Genomic DNA, 19157 nt, shown 5'->3' with positions numbered 1-19157 from the left:
CGGTATATTGGCGGAATGGACAAAGAACAGTCAGATACCGCCAAAGTGGCTGATCCACGCCCGCTGGTTTGCATCCTTGCCTATGACGGGCTGTGCATGTTCGAATTTGGGATCGGGCTGGAACTGTTTGCCCTACCGCGTCCCGAATTCCCCGACTGGTACCGCCACAAGGTCGTCGCCGCCGAGGCGGGGCCACTGCATGCCACAGGCGGCATCGCAATTGCGGCGGAACACGACCTGTCCGCCCTGCGCGAGGCAAGCCTGATCCTTGTGCCGGGATGGCGCGGTGTCGATACACCGGTACCGGATGACCTGTGTGCGGCCCTGCGCGCGGCCCATGAAAACGGCGCGCGCATCGCGTCGATCTGTTCGGGGGTATTTGTTCTGGCGGCGGCGGGGCTGCTGGATGGTAAAACGGCGACGACCCACTGGCGCTATACCGATGCGCTGGCGGCGCGGTTTCCGCAAATCGAGGTGCGTCCCGATGTGCTGTTCATCGACAACGGGGCGGTGCTGACCTCGGCAGGATCGGCGGCGGGCATTGATCTGTGCCTGCACGTGATCCGGCAGGATTTCGGCGCAGCGCGCGCCAATGCAGTGGCAAAACGGCTGGTCATGGCCCCAATGCGCGAGGGTGGCCAGTCGCAGTTTATTCCCGCGCCCGTGCCGCCCAAAAGGTCGGGGCAGATTGCCAAGCTGATGGATGCGGTACGCGCCAACCTTGACCGCGCATGGAGCGTGGCCGACATGGCCTCTCACGCAGGTCTCAGCGAGCGTACGCTTATGCGCCGGATGAGTGAAACGACAGGCGAGACGCCGCAGAAATGGCTGGCGCGCCAGCGGGTGGCATTAGCGGCAGATTTGCTTGAAACGACCGAGATCGGCTTTGACGATCTGGCCCATACTTGCGGGTTCGGCAGTCAGGAAACATTCCGCCGCGTGTTCCGCACCATCCGTGGGATCAGCCCGTCCCAGCATCGCAAGAATTTCCGCACAGCCCTGCCCAGATCGGCCTGACCCCGCGCAAGAAAAAAGCCCCGATGTGCGTGCATCGGGGCCAGTTACCGAAAGTGTCGGTGAGGGAAGAATAGCGTTACCAGTCGGACGGTCCTTTGTCGGCAAACGAATGCACAAGGAAGTCGATAAATGCGCGTACCTTGGGCTGCGTGAACCTTCCGGGGGGATAGACCGCGTAGATGCCTTGCGTCTCAAGCGGCAGATCGGGAATGGCGTCAACAACCAGCCCTTTTTCCATTGCTTCGCCGTAGAGAAAGCTGGGCAGATACGCGATGCCAAGGCCGGAGACAGCCGCGTTGAGCAGCGATTGTCCATCATTCACCGACAACCACCCCGCCGTGCGCACCTGACGTTTTTCACCGGAAGGCGCGGTCAGTTTCCACACGTTGCCCGAGGATTGGTTGGAATAATGCAGCAGCTTGTGATCGTTCAGATCGTCGATCTTTTCGGGGCGTCCATGCTTTTCAAAATAGGCGGGGCTGGCGATCATGCGCTTGGTCGTTTCGGTCAGCTTGCGTGCCCGCAGGGTGCTGTCTTCAAGTTCCCCGATCCGCACGGCCATGTCAAAGCCTTCGGAGATCAGTTCGACGTAACGGTTGTTCAGCACCATGTTGACCGTGATGTCCGGAAAATCCTCAAGAAATTCGGACAGGCGCGGCGACAGATGATTGACCCCGAAATCCGTCGCGACTGAGATGCGCAGCAACCCAGAAGGCGCCGATTGCATCGAAGTGACCAACGAATCCGCTTCGCCCGCGTCATTCAGGACACGGCGGGCACGGTCGTAATAGGCAAGGCCGATTTCAGTGGGGGATACGCGGCGCGTTGTGCGGTTCAAAAGGCGCGCGCCAAGGCGGGCCTCCAGCGAAGAAACGTGTTTAGAGACGGCAGATTTCGAAATCCCCATCTTCTTTGCGGCATCGGTAAATCCGCCTTGGTCTACGACCATCGCGAAGGCTTCCATCTCAGTGAGGCGGTCCATGCCCGTCCCTTTCTTGCTTTGTTTGTCGAGGACCAGATATGCGGGCCAATCGGGGCAAGATCAGGGCAGGGATGGGATAATATAAGGGTGATTGCGGGGATCGTTGATGGCATGGAAACGACAGGCGCGCCGATTAGGCGGGGATGTCGACGCTCCAATCGCGGAAGATTTCGGCCTCGCGGGCCAGCGGGGCAGCGTCCTCACCGCCGATCAGCAAAAAGCCGTAGCCGTGGATATTCCAGCGCGCTAAGCCTAATCCCTCTGCCGCGCCCATACTTAGCCCCGCGTCCTCTGGGCCCGCGGGGATGATACACAGGGCGACGGGCGTGCCATCGTCGCGCAGGTACGAAATCTGCACCAATGGTTTGCCGGCAAAGCCCAGAAGCTGCGCGCGTTTGAACGTCAGGCCCGCCGCCTGTGGCAAGTTAATCAGGTCGATGCCGATCCCTTCGGAAACCTCGGCAAGTTGCTGTTCAACCTGCTGCGGCGTGGCGCTGACAGCGGCAAAGGTCGTCGCGGTATAAAGCTTTTGATAGCTGGCCACGTGGCTGACCCAGCCGCGCGTCTCGGGCTGTGGTGTGCCGACGCCCCACAGAACCGCCAGCGCCAGACCGGCGGCCAGACCCGTGCCGAAGGTTGCCGCGCCCCTTGCCCACCGCCGATGCGTGTCACGGAACATCGGGCGCACTGTCGCCGCACCGGGCATCGCGGGGGCCTGTGCCAGAACGCTGTCATAGGCCTGCGCGATGGTGGCAAGCGGCACGTCCAAGCTGGCAAGGCGGGCCTGCAATGCCTCGTCTGTTTCCAAAGCGGTGGAAATTGCGGCCTCCAGCGAGCTGTCGGCCTCGCCATCCAGATAGGCAGTCAGGTCTTCGTCGCTAAAGCTGTGTGCTTGCGTCATCCGTCGCCCTCCGCCGTAGTTTGCATCAGGGCGTTCAGCTTTTTGCGCGCGCCTGCGAGGCGGCTCATCACGGTGCCCACAGGGATCTCCATAATCTCGGCCGCGTCCTTGTAGCGGAACCCCTCGACGTACACGAGGATCACCGCCTGCCGTTGCGCTTCGGGAAGGGCGTTCACTTGGGTTAACACCTGACGGGCCAGAATATTCACCTCGGTAGCGGGGGCGGTGTCGGGCAGGTCCACCTCTTCGACAGGTACCAGCCCGCCGCCTGTACGCACCCGCCGTGCGCGCAATTCGTTCAGCCAGATGCGGTGGCACATGCGGAACATCCAGCGGTCCAGATGCGTCCCGACCTCGAACTTGTCGGCATTGCGCAGAGCCCGGAGGCAGGTCGTCTGGGCCAGATCATCGCCCCAGTCGCGCCGCCCCGTTAGCGCCACGGCATAGCGCCACAGGCGGGGATAGATCGCCGTCATGCCATCGCGCACGCTGTCCTGAGGATTGTTCTGGATCGGTCCGGTCCCGCCGCAGTGGTGATTGCGAAAAAGGTGGCCCAGCGGGCGTGAACAAGCAAACCTTTTGTGAAGGTCGGGGTCAGGCGGTACGGCGTGCGGTTACAGCCACTTCAGCCACCGCATGATCCAGACGGCCAGCGCAACCATAAGAACCATCGAGGAGCACAGGATCGCAAACGCCCATGCAGACTGCGTTCCGGGCATGCCGCCAACGTTGACGCCGAACAGGCCGGTGATGAACCCCAAGGGCAGGAACACTGCCGCCACCAGCGACAGGATATAGCCGTTGCGCGCATGCAGTTTCGCGGTCTCGGCGTTGTGGTGTTCCTGAACGGCCGTCAGACGCCCGATCAAGCTGTCCAGTTCCTCGACCGCGAGCTTGGCAAGGTTGGCCTGCTCACGCAGGCGCGCGCGCTGGCCTTTGGACATCATGTCGGTCTTGGCCTCGACCAGCCCCAGCAGTGCATCGCGTTGCGGCCCAAGATAGCGGCGAAAGCGGATGGCCATACGCCGTTCGCTGGCAAGGTCGGCAGGCAGGATGCCGGTGTCTTCGATCATGTCATCTTCCATGTCGTCGACGCGCAGGCCCATGGCAAAGACAGTGTCGCGCACCCGCCCCATCAGCGCGGCGGTCAGCACGCCGACAAAGGCCATGGGTGTTCGGGGTGCCTGTCCGGCCTCTGCCTCTTCGCGCATAGCATGAAGGGCGAAAATCTTGCGCAGGCGCACGGTCACGATCAGCTTGGGCGTCACCCACATACGCACGGCAACCATCTGGTCCGCTGGGCCGTCCGCGTTCAGGTTTACGCCCCGCAGGTTCAGCATCAGACCATCGTCAAACGCATCACAGCGCGGGCGCGTCTGGGTCGCGGTCAGGGCGGCGGCGGGAATCTCGGGCACATGAGCGGCCAGAAACGCGGGCAGTGTTTCATCCGTCAGATCGAAATGCGCCCAGCGGTAATGCCCTTCGGCCACTGTGGACGAAAGGTCCACAGCAACCGCCGTGCCATCGTGACTGATATCAAAGACGCATAGTGCCATGACAAAACGCTAGCCCCGCGTCCGCGCCGTCGCAAGCCGATTACAGCGTTGCGGCAAGCCGTGTGCCCTGATCAATCGCGCGCTTGGCATCAAGCTCCGCCGCCACATCCGCTCCGCCGATGACGTGATGGGCAATGCCCTCTGCCTCCAGCGCTTCTGCAAGCCCGCGATCCGGCACCTGACCCGCGCACAGGACAATATCGTCCGCCGCGATCAGGGTCGGGTTTTCCCGCGCCTCGCCAAAGGACACATGCAGACCGTCCGCGTCGATCCGCTCGTAATTCACGCCGCCGACGAACTGCACGTCCTTCATGTTCAGCGCGGCGCGGTGAATCCAGCCCGTTGTCTTGCCAAGCCGCCGCCCGTGCTTTTCCGCCTTGCGTTGCAGCAACGTGACCTCGCGGGCAGGGGCGTGGGGTTGCGGTCCTTCGGGGGCCAGACCGCCGCGATGCGCCTCGGGGTCGGTGACGCCCCATTCGGTCATCCATTCGGGCAGGTTCTCGGTCGGGCTTTCGCCTTCTTGGACAAGGTATTCGGACACGTCAAAGCCGATGCCGCCCGCGCCCACCACGGCCACGCGCTTGCCTGCCGTGGCCTTCTTTTTCAGCACGTCGATATAGGAATGCACGTTCGCCCCGTCCTGACCGGGGATTTGCGGATCACGCGGCAGCACGCCCGTGGCGATGATCACATCGTCAAAGTCGCGCAACATCTCGACCGTCGCTTCGGTGTTCAGCCGTACGTCGATGCCCATTTCCGCAACCATGGTGCGGTACCAGTCAACCAGTCCCCAGAACTCTTCCTTGCCTGGTACCTGTTTGGCCATGTTCAACTGCCCGCCGATCTCGTCCGCGCGGTCGATCAGGGTCACGGCATGGCCGCGTTCGCGTGCAGTCATCGCAGCGGCAAGGCCCGCAGGCCCCGCGCCGACCACAGCGATGGATTTGACCTGCGTGGCAGGTTCGACCACCAGTTCGGTTTCATAACACGCCCGCGGGTTCACAAGGCAGGAACTGATTTTGCCGCCGAATGTGTGATCCAGACAGGCCTGATTGCAGGCGATACAGGGCGCGATCTGGTCGGCCTTGCCTGCCTTTGCCTTGGCGACAAAAGCTGCGTCCGCCAGCATGGGGCGCGCCATCGACACCATGTCGGCACAGCCTTGCGCCAGCACGTCTTCGGCCACTTGCGGCGTGTTGATCCGGTTCGAGGTAATGACCGGAATGTTCACATGCCCCATCAGCTTTTGCGTGACCCATGCAAAGGCCGCGCGCGGTACCGAGGTTGCGATGGTGGGAATGCGCGCTTCGTGCCAGCCGATGCCCGTGTTGATAATCGTGGCACCTGCCGCCTCGACCGCCTTGGCCAGTTGCTTGACCTCGTCAAAGGTCGACCCGTTCGGCACAAGGTCGATCATCGACAAACGGTAAATCAGGATAAAGTCGGTGCCGACCGCCTCGCGCACGCGGCGCACCACCTCGACCGGCAGACGCATCCGGTTCTCGTAAGATCCGCCCCAGCGGTCGGTGCGCTTGTTTGTGTGGGTGACAAGGAACTGGTTCAGGAAATACCCTTCGGAGCCCATGATCTCGACCCCGTCATAGCCCGCCTCCTGCGCGCGCTTGGCGCAGGCCACTATGTCGCTGATCTGTTTCTCGATCCCGTCCTCGTCCAGTTCCGCAGGCGGGAACGGAGAGATAGGCGATTTGATGGCCGAGGGCGCAACGCACATCGGCCCGTAAGCATAGCGCCCCGCATGCAGGATCTGCATCGCGATTTTGCCGCCCGCTGCGTGCACGCGTTCGGTCACGACGCGGTGGTTTTCGACATCCTTGTCCGTGGTCATCATTGCCGCACCGGGCAGGACGGACCCTTCGAGGTTTGGCCCGATACCGCCCGTCACCATCAGACCCACCTCGCCCCGTGCCCGTTCGGCGTAGAACTCGGCAACACGGTTCCAGTCCTTGGTCTCTTCAAGGCCGGTATGCATCGACCCCATCAGCACGCGGTTTTTCAGCGTGGTAAACCCGAGGTCCAGCGGTGCAAGAAGATGTGGGTATGCCGTCATTTTGTCCTCCCGAACGGATATCCTATTGGTGTTAAGTATGTCAGGCGCGATGTCACGCGCAACGCGGCGTCATGGGGGCTGGGCATTGGCAACGATCACACGGATGCAAACGGGCGCGGCGGACGCCTTGGGTCAGGTGATGTGGGACGCGATCCATCGCGGGCCCACGGCTTACACACCCGCACAGCGCATCGCTTGGCTGGCACACCCTCCGCAAGGCGGGGCATGGGCCGCGAAACTGGCCGCGCAGCAGGTTTGGGTTGCCCAAGGGGCGAAGGGCCCCGTGGGGTTTATAACGCTGGCGGATAGGGGCTATGTCGATCTGGCGTATGTCGCACCGCAGGCGCAGGGCACCGGCATGTTTTCGGCGCTGCTGACGGCATGGGAACACACGGCGCGCAAAGAGGGCACGCCGCGCCTTTGGACCCATGCCAGTCTGATGGCGCAGCCCGCTTTCGCCGCGCGCGGCTTTCATGTTATCGCCCATGAAACAGTGACACGTTCCGGCCAGCAACTGGCCCGCGCGCAGATGGAGAAGATGCTGACATGACCCCCGAACAGATCGAAAAACTGCCCTATCGGCGCAATGTCGGGGTGATGGTTATAAACGCGGACGGGTATGTCTGGGTGGGCCAGCGCAAGGATCGTTTCAAGGACGCATGGCAGATGCCCCAAGGCGGTATCGACAAGGGCGAAGACCCCCGCGCCGCCGCCCTGCGCGAGTTGGAAGAAGAAACCGGTATTACGGCGGATTTGGTCGAAGTAGTGGCCGAAACCGATGGGTTCATCCCGTACGAGTTGCCCCATGATTTGATCCCGAAACTCTGGAAAGGCAAATATCGCGGGCAAGAGCAGAAGTGGTATCTGCTGCGCTTTCTCGGCGCAGACGCGCAGGTGAATATCGACACTGATGAACCCGAATTTTCCGCATGGCGCTGGATGCCGCCCGCCGATTTGCCGGACGCCATCGTGCCGTTCAAACGCGCCGTCTATCTGGCCGTGCTGGACGCTTTTGCAGTGCACCTGTGACAACGAAGGGGAGCGGTTATTGCATAACAGCGCCGTCCGAACCACGATTGAACAAGGCCCCGACGCCCAGTTCGAACACCGGAGAATGCCATGCGCCTGCTCGCCCTTGCCCTGACCGTCCTGCCCGTGCCCGCCTTGGCGCTGTCCTGCCTGCCGCATGGCGTAACAGAGGCCTATTTCCAAGCGGACGAGGCGACCGAGGCCTATATCCCTGTGCACGGTGACCTTACCTTTGACGAAGCGCAACTGCCGAAGGTCGACTGGGACAAGCAGCAGGACACGCCAGCCGAAACCCTCGTTCCCGCAACCTTCAAAGGTCAGGCGCTCAGCGCGCGCGGCGTCGGTATCCCGTTCGAGGCGGACGTGGTGCTGGAACTGCGCTGCTTTGGCCCGTGGTGCCCGTCGCCCACATCCGGCAATACGCTGGTCTTCCTGCGCCGCACCGCACATAGCTATGTGGCCAGCACAAATGCCTGCGGCGGCTTTGTCTTCTCCAAACCGACCGAGGCGCAACTTGATGCGGTGCAGGACTGTCTGTCGGGACGGGCTTGCGCGCCGCTGTCCCCGCGCTAGGGCAGGATCATCGGCACATGCGGGGCCAGCGCCGGATCATAGCCGTGGGCAATACGCGGATCATCCGCGATCTCCACCTTCTGATGCGTCACGGCAAAGCCTGAGCGGCGGTAAAAACCCATCGCCTGCGGACTGTCGAGCGTGCAGGTGTGCAAATGAAACCGTGTAATGGGCCGCGCAAAAGCGGCCTCAATGGCGCGGTCCATCAAATAGGCCCCCGCACCCGCCCCGATCAACGCCGGTGCCACCCCGAAATAAGCCAGCTCGCATGCATCCTTTTCCCAGAACCCGAGCTCCAGTAAGGCTTCGGGCTGCCCGTCCTTCATCAGCGTGTAGAACTCGAAATCCGGATCGGACAGCACCTGAGCCAGATCCGCGTCAGACATGACCGACCGCCCGAACCACAACCAATCCGCGCCTACACGGTGGAACAGGGCACGATAGTTTGCCACATCCGGCGTAAATCGCACAAATTCCAACCCGTCCGGCAATGGCACGCCGCGAAGACGGGGCGCGGTCATCTCCAGATAGGTTACAACCGTCGCGATCTTGCCCGCGGGCACATCATGCTTCCCGTCGCCCAGCATCATTGTTCCTTAAATATGCACGGCCCCGACCGACCCCACAGGGTCAGGCGTCTGTCATTCCAAACCGGCAGCCGCAAATTGCTGTTTCATGTCGATCAGGGGGCGTGGACCGATATGGCTGATGACCTCGGCGGCGCACAGGTTACCCATGCGTCCACAGGTTGCCAGATCGCGCCCCGTCGCCAGCCCGTAGATGAAACCGGCGGCAAACTGGTCGCCCGCGCCTGTGGCATCAACTGGTGTTACGCGCTCCACCGGAATGTCATGGCGTTCACCACGCCCCATGATGGTCACACCGTCACCGGAACGGGTACAGACCATCAGGTCGATCATACCGGCGGTTTTTGCCATCGCGGCTTCCAGATCGTCAGTCTCGAACAGGGATTTGATCTCGTGTTCGTTGCCGATCACATAGTCCAACTCGTTTTGGATCATATCAAGGAAATCGGCGCGGTGACGGTCCACGCAGAACGGGTCGGAAATCGCGATGCCTGCTTTGCCCCCCGACGCGCGCGTCAGGCGCGAGGCTTGGCGGAACGCCGCTTTGCCCTTGTCCTTGTCAAAAAGATACCCCTCAAGAAAGATCATCTCGGCCGCCGAGGCCACATCGTCCGGTACATCTTCGGGGCCCAGTTCGGTCGAGATACCCAGATAGGTGTTCAACGACCGCTCGCCATCCGGCGTGACAAAGATCATGCAGCGGGACGTGGGCAATTCGCCCCCCGCCACCGGTGCATTCACGAAATCTGTGCCGCTGTCCTGCATCGCCTTGGCATAGAACTGCCCCAATGCGTCGTCATGCACGCGCCCGATAAAGGCGGTAGGCAGGCCCAAGGCACCGACGCCCGCAATCGTGTTCGCCACTGCACCACCCGGTGTTTGCAGGCGGTCATCCATTGCCCCATACAGAACCTCGCCGCGGTCCCGTTCGATCAGTTGCATGATCCCTTTTTCGATCCCCATCAGGTCCAGAAAGGAATCGTCGGCATGGGCGATCACATCGACAACAGCATTGCCGATACCGGCGAGTGAGTATTTGGTCATTCGGTTTTATCCTCGAAAGGGCACAGATCACGGATCAGGCAGGCCCCGCATTTGGGTTTTCGCGCGACACAAGTATAGCGTCCGTGCAGGATCATCCAGTGGTGCGCATGCAATTGGAAATCGGCGGGGATGTGGTCTTCGATGGCGCGCTCGACGGCCTCGACCGTCTTGCCGGGTGCGATGCCCGTGCGGTTACCCAGCCGGAAGATATGCGTGTCGACCGCTTGGGCGGGCTGTTGCCACCACATGTTCAACACAACATTCGCCGTCTTGCGCCCCACCCCGGGCAGGGATTGCAGCGCGGCACGGGAATTGGGGACGACCCCGCCATATTCATCCACCAGAATCTGGCTCATCTTCATGACGTTCTTGGCCTTCTGACGGTACAGGCCGATTGTCTTGATATGCTCGGTCAGGCCCTCAAGGCCCAGATCCAGCATTTTTTGCGGCGTATCGGCCACTTGGAACAGCGCACGCGTCGCCTTGTTCACACCCGCATCCGTGGCCTGCGCCGACAGGGCGACCGCCACCACAAGGGTGTAGACATTGACATGTTCCAACTCGCCCTCGGGCTCGGGTTCAGCGGTCTGGAAACGGGTAAAGATCGCGCGGATCGTGTGGTAATCAAGCTGTTTTGCCATTCCGGTGGTATGGGCAAAATCCAGCGGGCGGGCAAGGACAGACAGGCGCGCGGTCCGATTTTGCCGCACTCGGGTGGCGCGGTTGACGGTCCTTTAATCCTTGCGCCGCTAAGACAAAGCGGACGAGCGGGTTCTAAAGGGCGATCACCGATGCAGGGCCAACTGGAAGGACATGATGAATTTGCGGTGCTGTCTGGCGTGGCCTCTACCGCGATCATCGACACAGAGGACGGGCGCATTCCGCTTGACTGGATTGCCTGTGGCGACCGCGTGCTGACCCGTGATGCGGGATACCAGACGGTGCGATGGGTGGCCCGCACGGTTCTTGATGTGGCGACCTTGCAAAAATACCCCGAGGTCGCGCCGGTGATCGTACACGCCGATACGTTCGGGGACCACGGCCCCGAGGTCGATCTTGTCACCTCGCCATCGCAACTGTTTCCCTGCGCCCGCGCGGACGGGACCGAGGTGTTGATCAGCGCCGATGTGGTGGGTGAGCCGGTTTATCCCTCTCTGCGGCGCCGGGACGAGCGATTTGTGTATATGAATGTCCTGCTGGATACCCACGCCCTTATCCGTGTGGACGGGGTTTGGGTTGGGTCTGTCTATACCGGTGATCTGGAAAGTGATGGCGATGCGGATGGTCCGATGACACCGATCGCCCCGATCCTTGAACGGACTGCCGCCCTTGGCCTGTGGCGGGTGCAATGTCTGCGCCGCCCCGTGCGCCGCGCCTGAACAGCGCCAGGGAGGGATTGCCCGCGGTGGTACGAAACCGCAGCTTTCGGATCGTCTTGGCCCATCTGCGCGGCTAGTGTGGGACCAGTACGCAAGGGACCAACGGCATGAGCGAACCGACAGACGAACAGGGTTATCACTTTAACATCATGCGCCGCGCCATCGACCTGATCGACGGGGCCGAAGACACGCTGAGCCTTGAGGCACTGGCGAGCGAGATGGGGATGAGCCCTGCCCACTTTCAACGCATCTTTTCGCGGTGGGTCGGGGTGTCGCCAAAACGGTTCCAGCAATACCTGACCCTTGGGCATGCCCGAACGTTGCTGGCCGACCGCTTCACCACATTGGAGGCTGCGCATGCCAGTGGCCTCAGCGGGGCAGGGCGGCTGCACGATCTGTTCCTGCGATGGGAGGCGATGAGCCCCGGTGAATACGCCAAGGGCGGAGCGGGCCTGACCATCTATTGGGGCTGGTTTGACAGCCCGTTCGGCCCCGCGCTGGTGATGGGCACGGACAAGGGCATTTGCGGCTTGGGCTTTTCCGCCGAAACAGGCGATGCGTGGGCGATGCAGGATCTGGTGCGCCGCTGGCCCAATGCCGCATTTGCCGAAGATCCCGCCCGCCTGACCCCATGGGTGCGCACAGCCTTTGGCACGCAAGGCGGCGCGGATGATCCCGCCCCGCTGTACCTGATCGGTGCGCCGTTCCAGATCAAGGTGTGGGAGGCGTTGCTGCACGTCCCAAGCGGCTATGTCACCACCTATTCGGAGATCGCGGACAGTATCGGCAACCCGCGTGCGGTGCGCGCTGTGGGCACCGCCGTGGGGCGCAATCCGGTCAGTTGGCTGATCCCGTGCCACCGCGCCGTGCGCAAATCCGGCGGCTTAGGCGGCTATCACTGGGGCTTGCCGGTCAAGCGCGCCTTGCTGGCCTACGAATCCGCACGGATTGAGGCAGAGCCGCCCGCCAGATCGGTCAAAACAGGCTGACCGCACGGGTGCGCGGGTTGTCGCCCAAATTGTTTTTCCTCTTATTTCGGGGAACCCGAGGGCTTATATCTTAGTTCACCTCATATGCACCCTGCCCGAACGGGGTCAATTTTCGAAGGCAGTAGGAATAGAACCATGATGAAACTCCCTCTTTCCATCGCATTGGGCGCGGCCGTCGCGCTGAGCGCTTGTACAGATCCCAACCAGCCCGGTGCGAACCCGAACAACCCCAACCAGAAACGTAACCAAGGTGCGCTGATCGGTGCCGCTTCGGGGGCGGTACTGGGCGCTTTGGTCAAAGATGACCGTGAAGGTATCATCACAGGTGCCGTCGTGGGTGCCGGTATTGGCGCTGGCATCGGCTACAACCTTGATCAGCAAGAGGCCGAACTGCGCCGCGACCTGAACAATGGCGTGACCATCACCAACACTGGTGACCGTCTGATCGTGTCCTTCCCGCAGGCGATCTTGTTTGCGACCGACAGCTTCACCGTCCGTCCCGGTCTGAATGACGACATGGCCGCGCTGACACAAAGCTTGCAGCGTTACCCGCAGTCGACTGTGCAGATCATCGGTCACACCGACTCTGACGGCGACGCGGCTTATAACCAGCAGCTGAGCGAGCGTCGCGCGAGCGCCGTTGCGAACGTGCTGCGGAACCAAGGTGTGCCGTCGAGCCGTGTGCAGGCCTTTGGCCGCGGCGAAAGCCAGCCCATCGCGTCGAACTTCACAGCCGAGGGCAAAGCGCAGAACCGTCGCGTGGATATCGTGATCCTGCCCAACGCCTAAGCGCGCACGCATAAATTAACAGTGAGAGGCCCGCGAGATAATCGCGGGCCTCTTGCTTTGTGGCGGTGGCGGAACATGTTGCGAATGGAAGATGAGGGGAATTGATATGAGTACGCCAACCCTGTTGGGAATATCCGGATCGCTGCGCAAAGAGTCCACGAATACCAAGCTATTGCGCCAAGCCGCGCATCTGTTCGGGGATTGCACCTATGTCGAGGCGGACATTTGCATGCCGCTCTACGACGAGGACATGGAAAAGTCGGACGGCATACCCGCCAGCGTTACAACCCTTGCCCGCCAGATCGACGCGGCCGATGCGGTCATCATTTCGACCCCTGAATATAACAAGGCCCCGTCCGGTGTGCTGAAAAACGCGCTCGACTGGGTCAGTCGCGCCGAAGGCACCCCGTGGGCGGACAAGCCTGTGGCGGTCATGTCCTCGGCTGCGGGGCGGGCAGGGGGCGAGCGGGCGCAAATGATCCTGCGCGCCTGCATGGTGCCGTTCCGCCCGCGTATCCTGCAGGGCCCTGAAATCCACCTTGCGGCCGCGCATAAGGAGTTCGACGAGCACGACCAGTTGACGGGCGAGATTTATATCAAGGAACTGCGCGAGTTGATGAAGCGCCTGCGCGCCGAGATCGGGCGCTAGGCACAGCACTCCTAAAGGGACGCGCCCACCTCGAACCCGTCGGGGATGGTGTCGTGGCCGTCCAGCACAAGGTCGGCCATCACATGCGCCACTTTCGGGGCCATGCCGAACCCGATCTTGAACCCACCATTTGCGATGAAATGCCCCGGCCTGTCAGGCCACGGCCCCAGCATGGGCGCGCGGCTGCGGCTGCGCGGGCGCAACCCTGCCCACCGCGCCAGTACAGGTGCGTCCTGCAAGGCAGGCACGGCGGCGCGGGCGCGGGACAGGATGTCGTCAAGCTGACCATCGGTGTCGGTGGGGGATGCAAACTCACGCTCGGTGGTGGAGCCGATGGCCGTCGTGCCGTCTGCGTGCGGGATAATGTGCAGCGTGTCGACAAACAGTTGCGCGGCGTCGGGTGCGGTATAATCGAGCAACACGGCCTGACCCTTGATGCCCGCCCCGACGAGGCGGGGGTGATGTGCGTTCAACACCTCCAGCCCCGCAACGCCCGTGGCGTGGATAGTGATCGCGGTATCCGGCGCATCCGCCACCACATGCACCCCGCGCGCGGCGAGTGCTGCGACCAGCGCAAGACAGGCCTGACGCGGATGGATGCGACCGCTGAGTGTGTCAAAGATTTCCATACCCGTACCGCTTGGCCCGCACCATTGCGCATCGATGACGGGGCGCACGATCCAGTCTGCCGCGTCGCCCCAAAGCTGTTTGGCGCCGTTTGCGCGGGCATGGGCCAGTGCAAGGGCGGCATCATCTGCAATCGGCTGGATGCGCCCCGTCCGCGCATAGCCAGACCGGCGCCCGCCCACGGCTTCGACCTCGGCCCAGAAACCGCCCGCCATCAGCAGGCTTTCCAGCTGGAACTGTTTTTTCGGGTTCCAGTTTTCGGGCACATGCGGGGCCAGCGCGCCGACGATGCCGCCACTTGCGCCGGATGCGGCGCCATTTGGATCTAGCACTTGCACATCCGCCCCGCGACAGGTCAAAACCCACGCAATCGACAGGCCGAAGATGCCCGCACCGCGCACTGTAATCTTGTCCGTTGCCAAGCCTTCACCCTTCCGCCACTGTCGCGCCGTTGCGGCTATGTCATACAAGGACAGATCATGCAGGACCAGCAGGCAGAACTCGAATGGCGCGATGGGGCTGTGCCCGTGTCGGTGCAATTCGATGACCCGTATTTCAGCCTTGATAACGGGCTGGACGAGACGCGGCATGTGTTTCTAGCTGGCAATGACCTGCCTGCACGGTTTATTGACGGATTCGCGATCGCTGAACTGGGTTTCGGCACGGGGCTGAACTTTCTGACAACATGGGCGGCGTGGCGCAACGCGGGTGTCGCGGGGCGCTTTCATTTTACAAGTTTCGAGGCGTTCCCGATGTCCCGCCCCGATATGGAGGCGGCATTAGCCGCCTTTCCCGAGCTTGCGCCGCTGGCCCAACAGTTGATTGCCGGACTAAGCGCGGACGGACGTGCCACCTTTGACGATGCGACGCTGCACGTCATCGCGGGCGATGCGCGCCAGACCTTGCCGGACTGGAAAGGGCAGGCGGATGCGTGGTTTCTTGACGGGTTCTCTCCGGCCAAGAACCCCGAGTTGTGGGGCGAAGACCTGATGGCCGATGTTGCGCGGCACACCACCGCGACCGGTACCGCCGCGACCTATACCGCCGCTGGCTTCGTGCGCCGCGGTCTGGAGGCGGCGGGTTTCAGCGTCGAGCGCGCGCCGGGGTTTGGGCGCAAACGCCACATGACGCGGGCGCGGATGGTATGAGCGCGGGCGACAACACACGGCTTGGCATTATGCTGATGCTTGCCACATCGGTTGTCTTCGCCGGACAGGACGGGATTTCGCGCCATCTGGCGGGGGAATATAACGTCTACATGGTGGTGATGATCCGGTACTGGTTCTTTGCCGCCTTTGTCATATCGATTGCCAGCCGCAAGGCGGGCGGGATCGTGGCCGCGGCGCGCACCACACGACCCGTAATCCAGATCACACGCGGTGCGCTTCTTGCTGCCGAGATTTGCGTGATGGTCACCGGTTTCACCATTCTGGGGCTGGTGGAAAGCCATGCGGTCTTTGCCGCCTATCCGCTGTTGGTGGCGGCCTTGTCGGGGCCGATCCTTGGTGAACATGTCGGCTGGCGGCGGTGGACGGCGATTGGTGTCGGGTTCATCGGTGTACTGTTTATCCTGAAGCCAAGCGCGGGGGTGTTCAATCCAGCGGCAGTCATTCCGCTGATCGCGGCGATCATGTTCGCAACTTACGGATTGCTAACCCGCTACGTCGCGCGCGATGACACGACCGCGACCAGCTTTTTCTGGACGGGCGTAACGGGCGCCGTGGTCCTGACCAGCGTTGGCCTGTGGTTCTGGGAGCCGATGACCGGCACGGACTGGCTGTGGATGGGCGCGCTTTGCATGAGCGGTTCCTTGGGCCACTGGCTGTTGATCCGGTGCTATGAGGTGGCCGAGGCCAGCGCGGTCCAGCCCTTTGCCTATTTCCAGATGGTCTGTGCCGCCGGTGTCGGCATCCTCGTCTTTGGTGAGGCGTTGCAGATCAACGTCGTCATCGGCGCGGGCATTGTTGTGGCGGCGGGCCTATTCACCCTTTGGCGCGAACGTCAGCAGAGTTGATCCGACTAGTTCCGCGCTGAACGGAACGGGCAGGGGATCCTTGCCCAGACGGGCGCGGTAGATCGGCAGGCTTTCGGTCACGCGCATCACATAGTTCTGCGTTTCGCGGAACGGGATGTGTTCGATCCAGTCGACTATCTCGGTCTCGGTCCCGCCTGTGCGCGGATCGCCATAGAGGTCCATCCAGCGGATTGGTCGGCTGGGACCGGCATTATAAGCGGCGGACATCATCACCACATTGCCATCGAACCGCCCCGCAAGCTGGCTGAGGAAGGTAGCGCCAAGTTCGGCATTATAGACCGGATCGGTGGTCAGCCGCGCCGTTGAGTGATCGGCGCTGCGGTTCAGGCTGGCGGCAACTTCGGCGGCGGTGGCGGGCATGATCTGCATCAGGCCGCGTGCGCCCACGCCGGATTGAACGACCGGATCAAACTCGCTTTCACGACGTGCGATGGCAAGGGACATCTCGGGTGCCATCGGCAGGTCCGCCTGCGCGAGCGGGTGCAATGGGTAATAGGCCGCTGGCAGGGTAATGCCGCGCTGCGCCACGCGCTTGCCGATCATCACCGCAAGATGGGGTTGGCCAAGGTCAATGGCCGCTTGGCCGAGTTGGCCCGCTTGGGTGCGGTCCAGATCCTCAGCCAGATGGGTCCAAAACCGTTCGGCCACCGTCACTTCGCCCGAAGCTTGCAGCAGCAGCCCTGCCTCGAACAGATCGCGTTCGGCAAGGTTTGAGCCACGCCAGTCGGGGAAGACCTCGGCCCCGTCAAGGTCGGGATCGACAGGAAAGCCACCGCGTTCGGCAGCGAGCAATCCGTAAAAAGCGGTCTGGTATTGCGCGCCTTCCTGATAGGCGGCGATGGCGGCGCTTTGATCGCCCAGTGCCTCATTGGCGCGTCCGATCCAGTATCCGGCGCGCGCGCGTGAAATCGGGGATTGGGTTGCATCGCGATGGGCGGTGAAATGGGTCAGTGCGCGTCGTGCGTCGTCCAGTTTACGGAACGCGATATAGCCTGCGAGCCATTCCAGATCGGCGAAATCCGACCCTTCGGTCAGATGGTGTTGCGCGGCCATGGCATAGGCTTCCTTGGCATCGCCATCGCGCATTTCGTCCCGCGCCATGGCACGGCGGCGGTTGCCCCACGCGGCGGGTTGGCCAAGTGCTTTGGCTGATACAGATCGTTCCAGTAACAGCGCCTTTGCATCGCTCCAGCGGCCTTTGCGGACGCGCCATTCGAAACGGTCATGGGCCAGCCCCGCGTCGTCCTGAAGACCCTCGGGCACCGCAGCAAGGCGCGTGTCCACATCGCCCGCGCGCACTTGCAGCGCAATGCGGGCACGGGCGAGGGCAACGTGATCGTCGTCAATCAGGTCGAACATATCGGCCGCATCACCGCGCTGTCCTTGCCACAACATCGCGGAGGTACGTGCGACGTGGTGCGGTTTCAGAAGGTCGCCATAGGACGCCAGAAAGCGTGTCTGCACCTCGTCGGCCATCGGCATGCTGCGCCATGCCAGAACGATGCTTGCCTCGGCCTCGCCCTTGTTTCCGGCGGCAGCGTGCGCGGCGGCATAGTCCAGAACGCCTTGGGCCGTTTGCGGTGGGGATTCGGAATAAAAGGCGCGGATCGTGGCGTGATCCTGTCCCGCCACGGCGCTTTCTGCGCGCTGCCTCAGATAATCCTCGCCCGGCCAGTCGGGGCGGCGGTCTAGGAAATCAACGACATCGTCAAAACTGCCACGGCCCGCGCGCAAACGGTGCCATTCGATGATGTCGGCGGCCACAGGCCCGTCCCGTGCGGCGAGTGTGGCGGCGACATTCCAGTTGCCATTGCGCATCGCATCCATCGCCCAGCCCAACGGGCGGGGGCGCTCTGCCATTGCGGCCACAACGGACAAGAAAAGCACCATGATAGCGCAGGCAAAACGGCTCATCTCTTGCAATTCCTATCGCCTCGGGGCTAGAGCCTTCGAGCATATCTTTGACACGGGGGCATTCAACTCACGTTTCAGGGATCGGCATAATTCATCTCAGGCCACCCGCCTGCCACTCGTGTTAAAGGAGCTTCGACATGTTGAAAGGGTCTATACCTGCCCTCGTCACGCCGTTTCGTAACGGCGCTTTGGATCTGGAGACGCTCAAGAAGCTGGTCGAGTGGCACATAGGCGAAGGGACGCACGGGCTGGCCCCAGTTGGTACTACCGGCGAAAGCCCCACGCTTAGCCATGACGAGCACGAGCAGGTCATCGAGACGGTTGTGAAATCCGTTGCGGGCCGCGTTCCGGTGATCGCGGGCGCAGGGTCCAACAACACGGTCGAGGCGATCCGCCTTGTGCAGTTCGCGGACAAGGTCGGTGCCGATGCGGCGCTGGTGGTGACGCCCTATTACAACAAGCCGACGCAACGCGGACTGATTGCGCACTACACCGCCCTGCATGATTGCGCGGATATTCCGATCATTATCTACAACATCCCCGGACGGTCGGTCATCGACATGACGCCCGAGACGATGGGCGAGCTGTCCAAACTGCCCCGTATTGTGGGCGTCAAGGATGCGACAGGTGATCTTGCGCGGGTCTGTGATACGCGGATCACCTGCGGGCCGGACTTTATCCAGCTGTCGGGCGAGGATGCGACCGCGCACGGGTTCAACGCCCAAGGTGGCAAGGGCGCGATTTCGGTCACCGCCAACGTCGCCCCCAAACTGCTGAGCGATATGCAATCCGCCTGCCTTGCCGGTGACTATGCCAAGGCGCTGGAAATTCAGGACAAGGTGATGCCGCTGCACAAGGCGATCTTTACCGAACCAGGTCTGGTCGGGGTCAAATACGCGATGTCGCGTCTGGGCCTGTGTTCGGACGAGGTGCGCCTGCCGCTGACGGGCCTTGCGGACGACACCAAGGCGCTGGTGGATGCCGCCCTTGAACACGCCGGATTGCTGTAAAAGGTGCT

General features: G+C 62.4%; 21 protein-coding genes. 11 read left to right on the top strand and 10 right to left on the bottom strand.

Annotation, left to right across the window (positions count from 1 at the left end; genetic code table 11):
- The first annotated feature begins 15 nt into the window (after positions 1 to 15).
- Positions 16 to 1017, top strand: a complete 1002-nt coding sequence (gene ftrA / locus AC6GQJ_RS08885; RefSeq protein ID WP_500767521.1) for a transcriptional regulator FtrA — start codon at positions 16 to 18, stop codon at positions 1015 to 1017.
- 76 nt (positions 1018 to 1093) lie between these two features.
- On the opposite strand, the gene AC6GQJ_RS08880 is transcribed toward ftrA, so the two are convergent.
- The 5 genes from AC6GQJ_RS08880 to AC6GQJ_RS08860 form a co-directional block, all read right to left on the bottom strand.
- Positions 1094 to 1999 (bottom strand): LysR family transcriptional regulator, encoded by a 906-nt coding sequence (locus tag AC6GQJ_RS08880; RefSeq protein ID WP_500767520.1) that lies wholly within the window; start codon positions 1997 to 1999, stop codon positions 1094 to 1096.
- A 133-nt stretch (positions 2000 to 2132) separates the two neighbouring features.
- Positions 2133 to 2900, bottom strand: a complete 768-nt coding sequence (locus tag AC6GQJ_RS08875; protein WP_500767519.1) for an anti-sigma factor family protein — start codon at positions 2898 to 2900, stop codon at positions 2133 to 2135.
- Positions 2897 to 3388 (bottom strand): RNA polymerase sigma factor, encoded by a 492-nt coding sequence (locus AC6GQJ_RS08870; RefSeq protein WP_500767518.1) that lies wholly within the window; start codon positions 3386 to 3388, stop codon positions 2897 to 2899. Before AC6GQJ_RS08870 ends, AC6GQJ_RS08875 begins: the two co-directional genes overlap by 4 nt.
- A 126-nt stretch (positions 3389 to 3514) precedes the next feature.
- Entirely contained in the window at positions 3515 to 4456 is a 942-nt protein-coding gene (locus tag AC6GQJ_RS08865) for a CorA family divalent cation transporter (RefSeq protein WP_500767517.1), read from the bottom strand.
- Between the two features lie 40 nt (positions 4457 to 4496).
- Entirely contained in the window at positions 4497 to 6524 is a 2028-nt protein-coding gene (locus AC6GQJ_RS08860) for an NADPH-dependent 2,4-dienoyl-CoA reductase (RefSeq protein WP_500767516.1), read from the bottom strand.
- A gap of 85 nt (positions 6525 to 6609) precedes the next feature.
- Here AC6GQJ_RS08860 and AC6GQJ_RS08855 point away from each other — a divergent pair, with 85 nt between their 5' ends.
- From AC6GQJ_RS08855 to AC6GQJ_RS08845, 3 genes are all read left to right on the top strand, one after another.
- Positions 6610 to 7074 (top strand): GNAT family N-acetyltransferase, encoded by a 465-nt coding sequence (locus AC6GQJ_RS08855; protein ID WP_500767515.1) that lies wholly within the window; start codon positions 6610 to 6612, stop codon positions 7072 to 7074.
- Entirely contained in the window at positions 7071 to 7553 is a 483-nt protein-coding gene (locus AC6GQJ_RS08850; protein ID WP_500767514.1) for an RNA pyrophosphohydrolase, read from the top strand. The genes AC6GQJ_RS08855 and AC6GQJ_RS08850 overlap by 4 nt, the downstream gene beginning before the upstream one ends.
- A gap of 90 nt (positions 7554 to 7643) precedes the next feature.
- The gene (locus tag AC6GQJ_RS08845; RefSeq protein ID WP_500767513.1) at positions 7644 to 8126 is read left to right on the top strand and encodes a hypothetical protein; all 483 of its coding nucleotides are present in this window, start codon (positions 7644 to 7646) and stop codon (positions 8124 to 8126) included.
- Here the strand turns inward: AC6GQJ_RS08845 and AC6GQJ_RS08840 are convergent.
- From AC6GQJ_RS08840 to nth, 3 genes are read right to left on the bottom strand one after another with little or no spacing between them, the layout of a single operon-like run.
- Complete coding sequence (locus AC6GQJ_RS08840) at positions 8123 to 8713, bottom strand: GNAT family N-acetyltransferase (RefSeq protein ID WP_500767512.1); 591 nt, start codon at positions 8711 to 8713, stop codon at positions 8123 to 8125. The genes AC6GQJ_RS08845 and AC6GQJ_RS08840 overlap by 4 nt on opposite strands.
- 54 nt (positions 8714 to 8767) lie before the next feature.
- On the bottom strand, positions 8768 to 9757 hold the full coding sequence (locus AC6GQJ_RS08835) for an adenosine kinase (RefSeq protein ID WP_500767511.1): 990 nt from the start codon (positions 9755 to 9757) through the stop codon (positions 8768 to 8770).
- Positions 9754 to 10398, bottom strand: a complete 645-nt coding sequence (nth, locus tag AC6GQJ_RS08830; protein ID WP_500773861.1) for an endonuclease III — start codon at positions 10396 to 10398, stop codon at positions 9754 to 9756. The genes AC6GQJ_RS08835 and nth overlap by 4 nt, the downstream gene beginning before the upstream one ends.
- A gap of 150 nt (positions 10399 to 10548) precedes the next feature.
- Here nth and AC6GQJ_RS08825 point away from each other — a divergent pair, with 150 nt between their 5' ends.
- From AC6GQJ_RS08825 to AC6GQJ_RS08810, 4 genes are all read left to right on the top strand, one after another.
- Entirely contained in the window at positions 10549 to 11136 is a 588-nt protein-coding gene (locus AC6GQJ_RS08825; protein ID WP_500767510.1) for a Hint domain-containing protein, read from the top strand.
- A gap of 107 nt (positions 11137 to 11243) precedes the next feature.
- Positions 11244 to 12125: a methylated-DNA--[protein]-cysteine S-methyltransferase gene (locus tag AC6GQJ_RS08820; RefSeq protein ID WP_500767509.1), complete on the top strand. Its 882-nt coding sequence runs from the start codon at positions 11244 to 11246 to the stop codon at positions 12123 to 12125.
- Positions 12126 to 12263: 138 nt separating this feature from the next.
- Entirely contained in the window at positions 12264 to 12914 is a 651-nt protein-coding gene (locus tag AC6GQJ_RS08815) for a YiaD family glycine zipper/OmpA-like lipoprotein (RefSeq protein WP_500773859.1), read from the top strand.
- A 106-nt stretch (positions 12915 to 13020) separates the two neighbouring features.
- Positions 13021 to 13563 carry an NADPH-dependent FMN reductase gene (locus AC6GQJ_RS08810; protein WP_500767508.1) on the top strand — a complete coding sequence of 181 codons (543 nt, stop codon included), beginning with the start codon at positions 13021 to 13023 and terminating at the stop codon, positions 13561 to 13563.
- Positions 13564 to 13574: 11 nt separating this feature from the next.
- On the opposite strand, the gene AC6GQJ_RS08805 is transcribed toward AC6GQJ_RS08810, so the two are convergent.
- A complete protein-coding gene (locus tag AC6GQJ_RS08805) occupies positions 13575 to 14612 on the bottom strand; it encodes an NAD(P)/FAD-dependent oxidoreductase (RefSeq protein ID WP_500767507.1) in 1038 nt (345 codons plus the stop codon).
- A 57-nt stretch (positions 14613 to 14669) separates the two neighbouring features.
- On the opposite strand from AC6GQJ_RS08805, the gene mnmC2 reads away from it, so the two are divergent.
- Both mnmC2 and AC6GQJ_RS08795 read left to right on the top strand, forming a co-directional pair.
- Positions 14670 to 15338 (top strand): tRNA (5-methylaminomethyl-2-thiouridine)(34)-methyltransferase MnmC2, encoded by a 669-nt coding sequence (gene mnmC2 / locus AC6GQJ_RS08800; protein ID WP_500767506.1) that lies wholly within the window; start codon positions 14670 to 14672, stop codon positions 15336 to 15338.
- A complete protein-coding gene (locus AC6GQJ_RS08795) occupies positions 15335 to 16204 on the top strand; it encodes a DMT family transporter (RefSeq protein ID WP_500767505.1) in 870 nt (289 codons plus the stop codon). The genes mnmC2 and AC6GQJ_RS08795 overlap by 4 nt, the downstream gene beginning before the upstream one ends.
- On the opposite strand, the gene AC6GQJ_RS08790 is transcribed toward AC6GQJ_RS08795, so the two are convergent.
- The gene (locus AC6GQJ_RS08790) at positions 16169 to 18139 is read right to left on the bottom strand and encodes a lytic transglycosylase domain-containing protein (protein WP_500767504.1); all 1971 of its coding nucleotides are present in this window, start codon (positions 18137 to 18139) and stop codon (positions 16169 to 16171) included. The two genes, AC6GQJ_RS08795 and AC6GQJ_RS08790, sit on opposite strands and share 36 nt — an antisense overlap.
- Positions 18140 to 18276: 137 nt before the next feature.
- Here AC6GQJ_RS08790 and dapA point away from each other — a divergent pair, with 137 nt between their 5' ends.
- On the top strand, positions 18277 to 19149 hold the full coding sequence (dapA, locus tag AC6GQJ_RS08785; protein WP_500767503.1) for a 4-hydroxy-tetrahydrodipicolinate synthase: 873 nt from the start codon (positions 18277 to 18279) through the stop codon (positions 19147 to 19149).
- Positions 19150 to 19157: the final 8 nt, after the last annotated feature.

It is taken from the genome of Tateyamaria sp. 7Alg 36 (assembly GCF_059882455.1).
This window is presented reverse-complemented; position numbering and strand designations above follow the sequence as displayed.

Coding starts and splice junctions, on each gene's coding strand:
- ftrA (WP_500767521.1), top strand. CDS start 16: ATGGACAAAGAACAGTCAGATACCGCCAAAGTGGCTGATCCACGCCCG.
- AC6GQJ_RS08880 (WP_500767520.1), bottom strand. CDS start 1,999: ATGGACCGCCTCACTGAGATGGAAGCCTTCGCGATGGTCGTAGACCAA.
- AC6GQJ_RS08875 (WP_500767519.1), bottom strand. CDS start 2,900: ATGACGCAAGCACACAGCTTTAGCGACGAAGACCTGACTGCCTATCTG.
- AC6GQJ_RS08865 (WP_500767517.1), bottom strand. CDS start 4,456: ATGGCACTATGCGTCTTTGATATCAGTCACGATGGCACGGCGGTTGCT.
- AC6GQJ_RS08860 (WP_500767516.1), bottom strand. CDS start 6,524: ATGACGGCATACCCACATCTTCTTGCACCGCTGGACCTCGGGTTTACC.
- AC6GQJ_RS08850 (WP_500767514.1), top strand. CDS start 7,071: ATGACCCCCGAACAGATCGAAAAACTGCCCTATCGGCGCAATGTCGGG.
- AC6GQJ_RS08845 (WP_500767513.1), top strand. CDS start 7,644: ATGCGCCTGCTCGCCCTTGCCCTGACCGTCCTGCCCGTGCCCGCCTTG.
- AC6GQJ_RS08840 (WP_500767512.1), bottom strand. CDS start 8,713: ATGCTGGGCGACGGGAAGCATGATGTGCCCGCGGGCAAGATCGCGACG.
- AC6GQJ_RS08835 (WP_500767511.1), bottom strand. CDS start 9,757: ATGACCAAATACTCACTCGCCGGTATCGGCAATGCTGTTGTCGATGTG.
- nth (WP_500773861.1), bottom strand. CDS start 10,398: ATGGCAAAACAGCTTGATTACCACACGATCCGCGCGATCTTTACCCGT.
- AC6GQJ_RS08825 (WP_500767510.1), top strand. CDS start 10,549: ATGCAGGGCCAACTGGAAGGACATGATGAATTTGCGGTGCTGTCTGGC.
- AC6GQJ_RS08820 (WP_500767509.1), top strand. CDS start 11,244: ATGAGCGAACCGACAGACGAACAGGGTTATCACTTTAACATCATGCGC.
- AC6GQJ_RS08815 (WP_500773859.1), top strand. CDS start 12,264: ATGAAACTCCCTCTTTCCATCGCATTGGGCGCGGCCGTCGCGCTGAGC.
- AC6GQJ_RS08810 (WP_500767508.1), top strand. CDS start 13,021: ATGAGTACGCCAACCCTGTTGGGAATATCCGGATCGCTGCGCAAAGAG.
- mnmC2 (WP_500767506.1), top strand. CDS start 14,670: ATGCAGGACCAGCAGGCAGAACTCGAATGGCGCGATGGGGCTGTGCCC.
- AC6GQJ_RS08795 (WP_500767505.1), top strand. CDS start 15,335: ATGAGCGCGGGCGACAACACACGGCTTGGCATTATGCTGATGCTTGCC.
- AC6GQJ_RS08790 (WP_500767504.1), bottom strand. CDS start 18,139: ATGAGCCGTTTTGCCTGCGCTATCATGGTGCTTTTCTTGTCCGTTGTG.
- dapA (WP_500767503.1), top strand. CDS start 18,277: ATGTTGAAAGGGTCTATACCTGCCCTCGTCACGCCGTTTCGTAACGGC.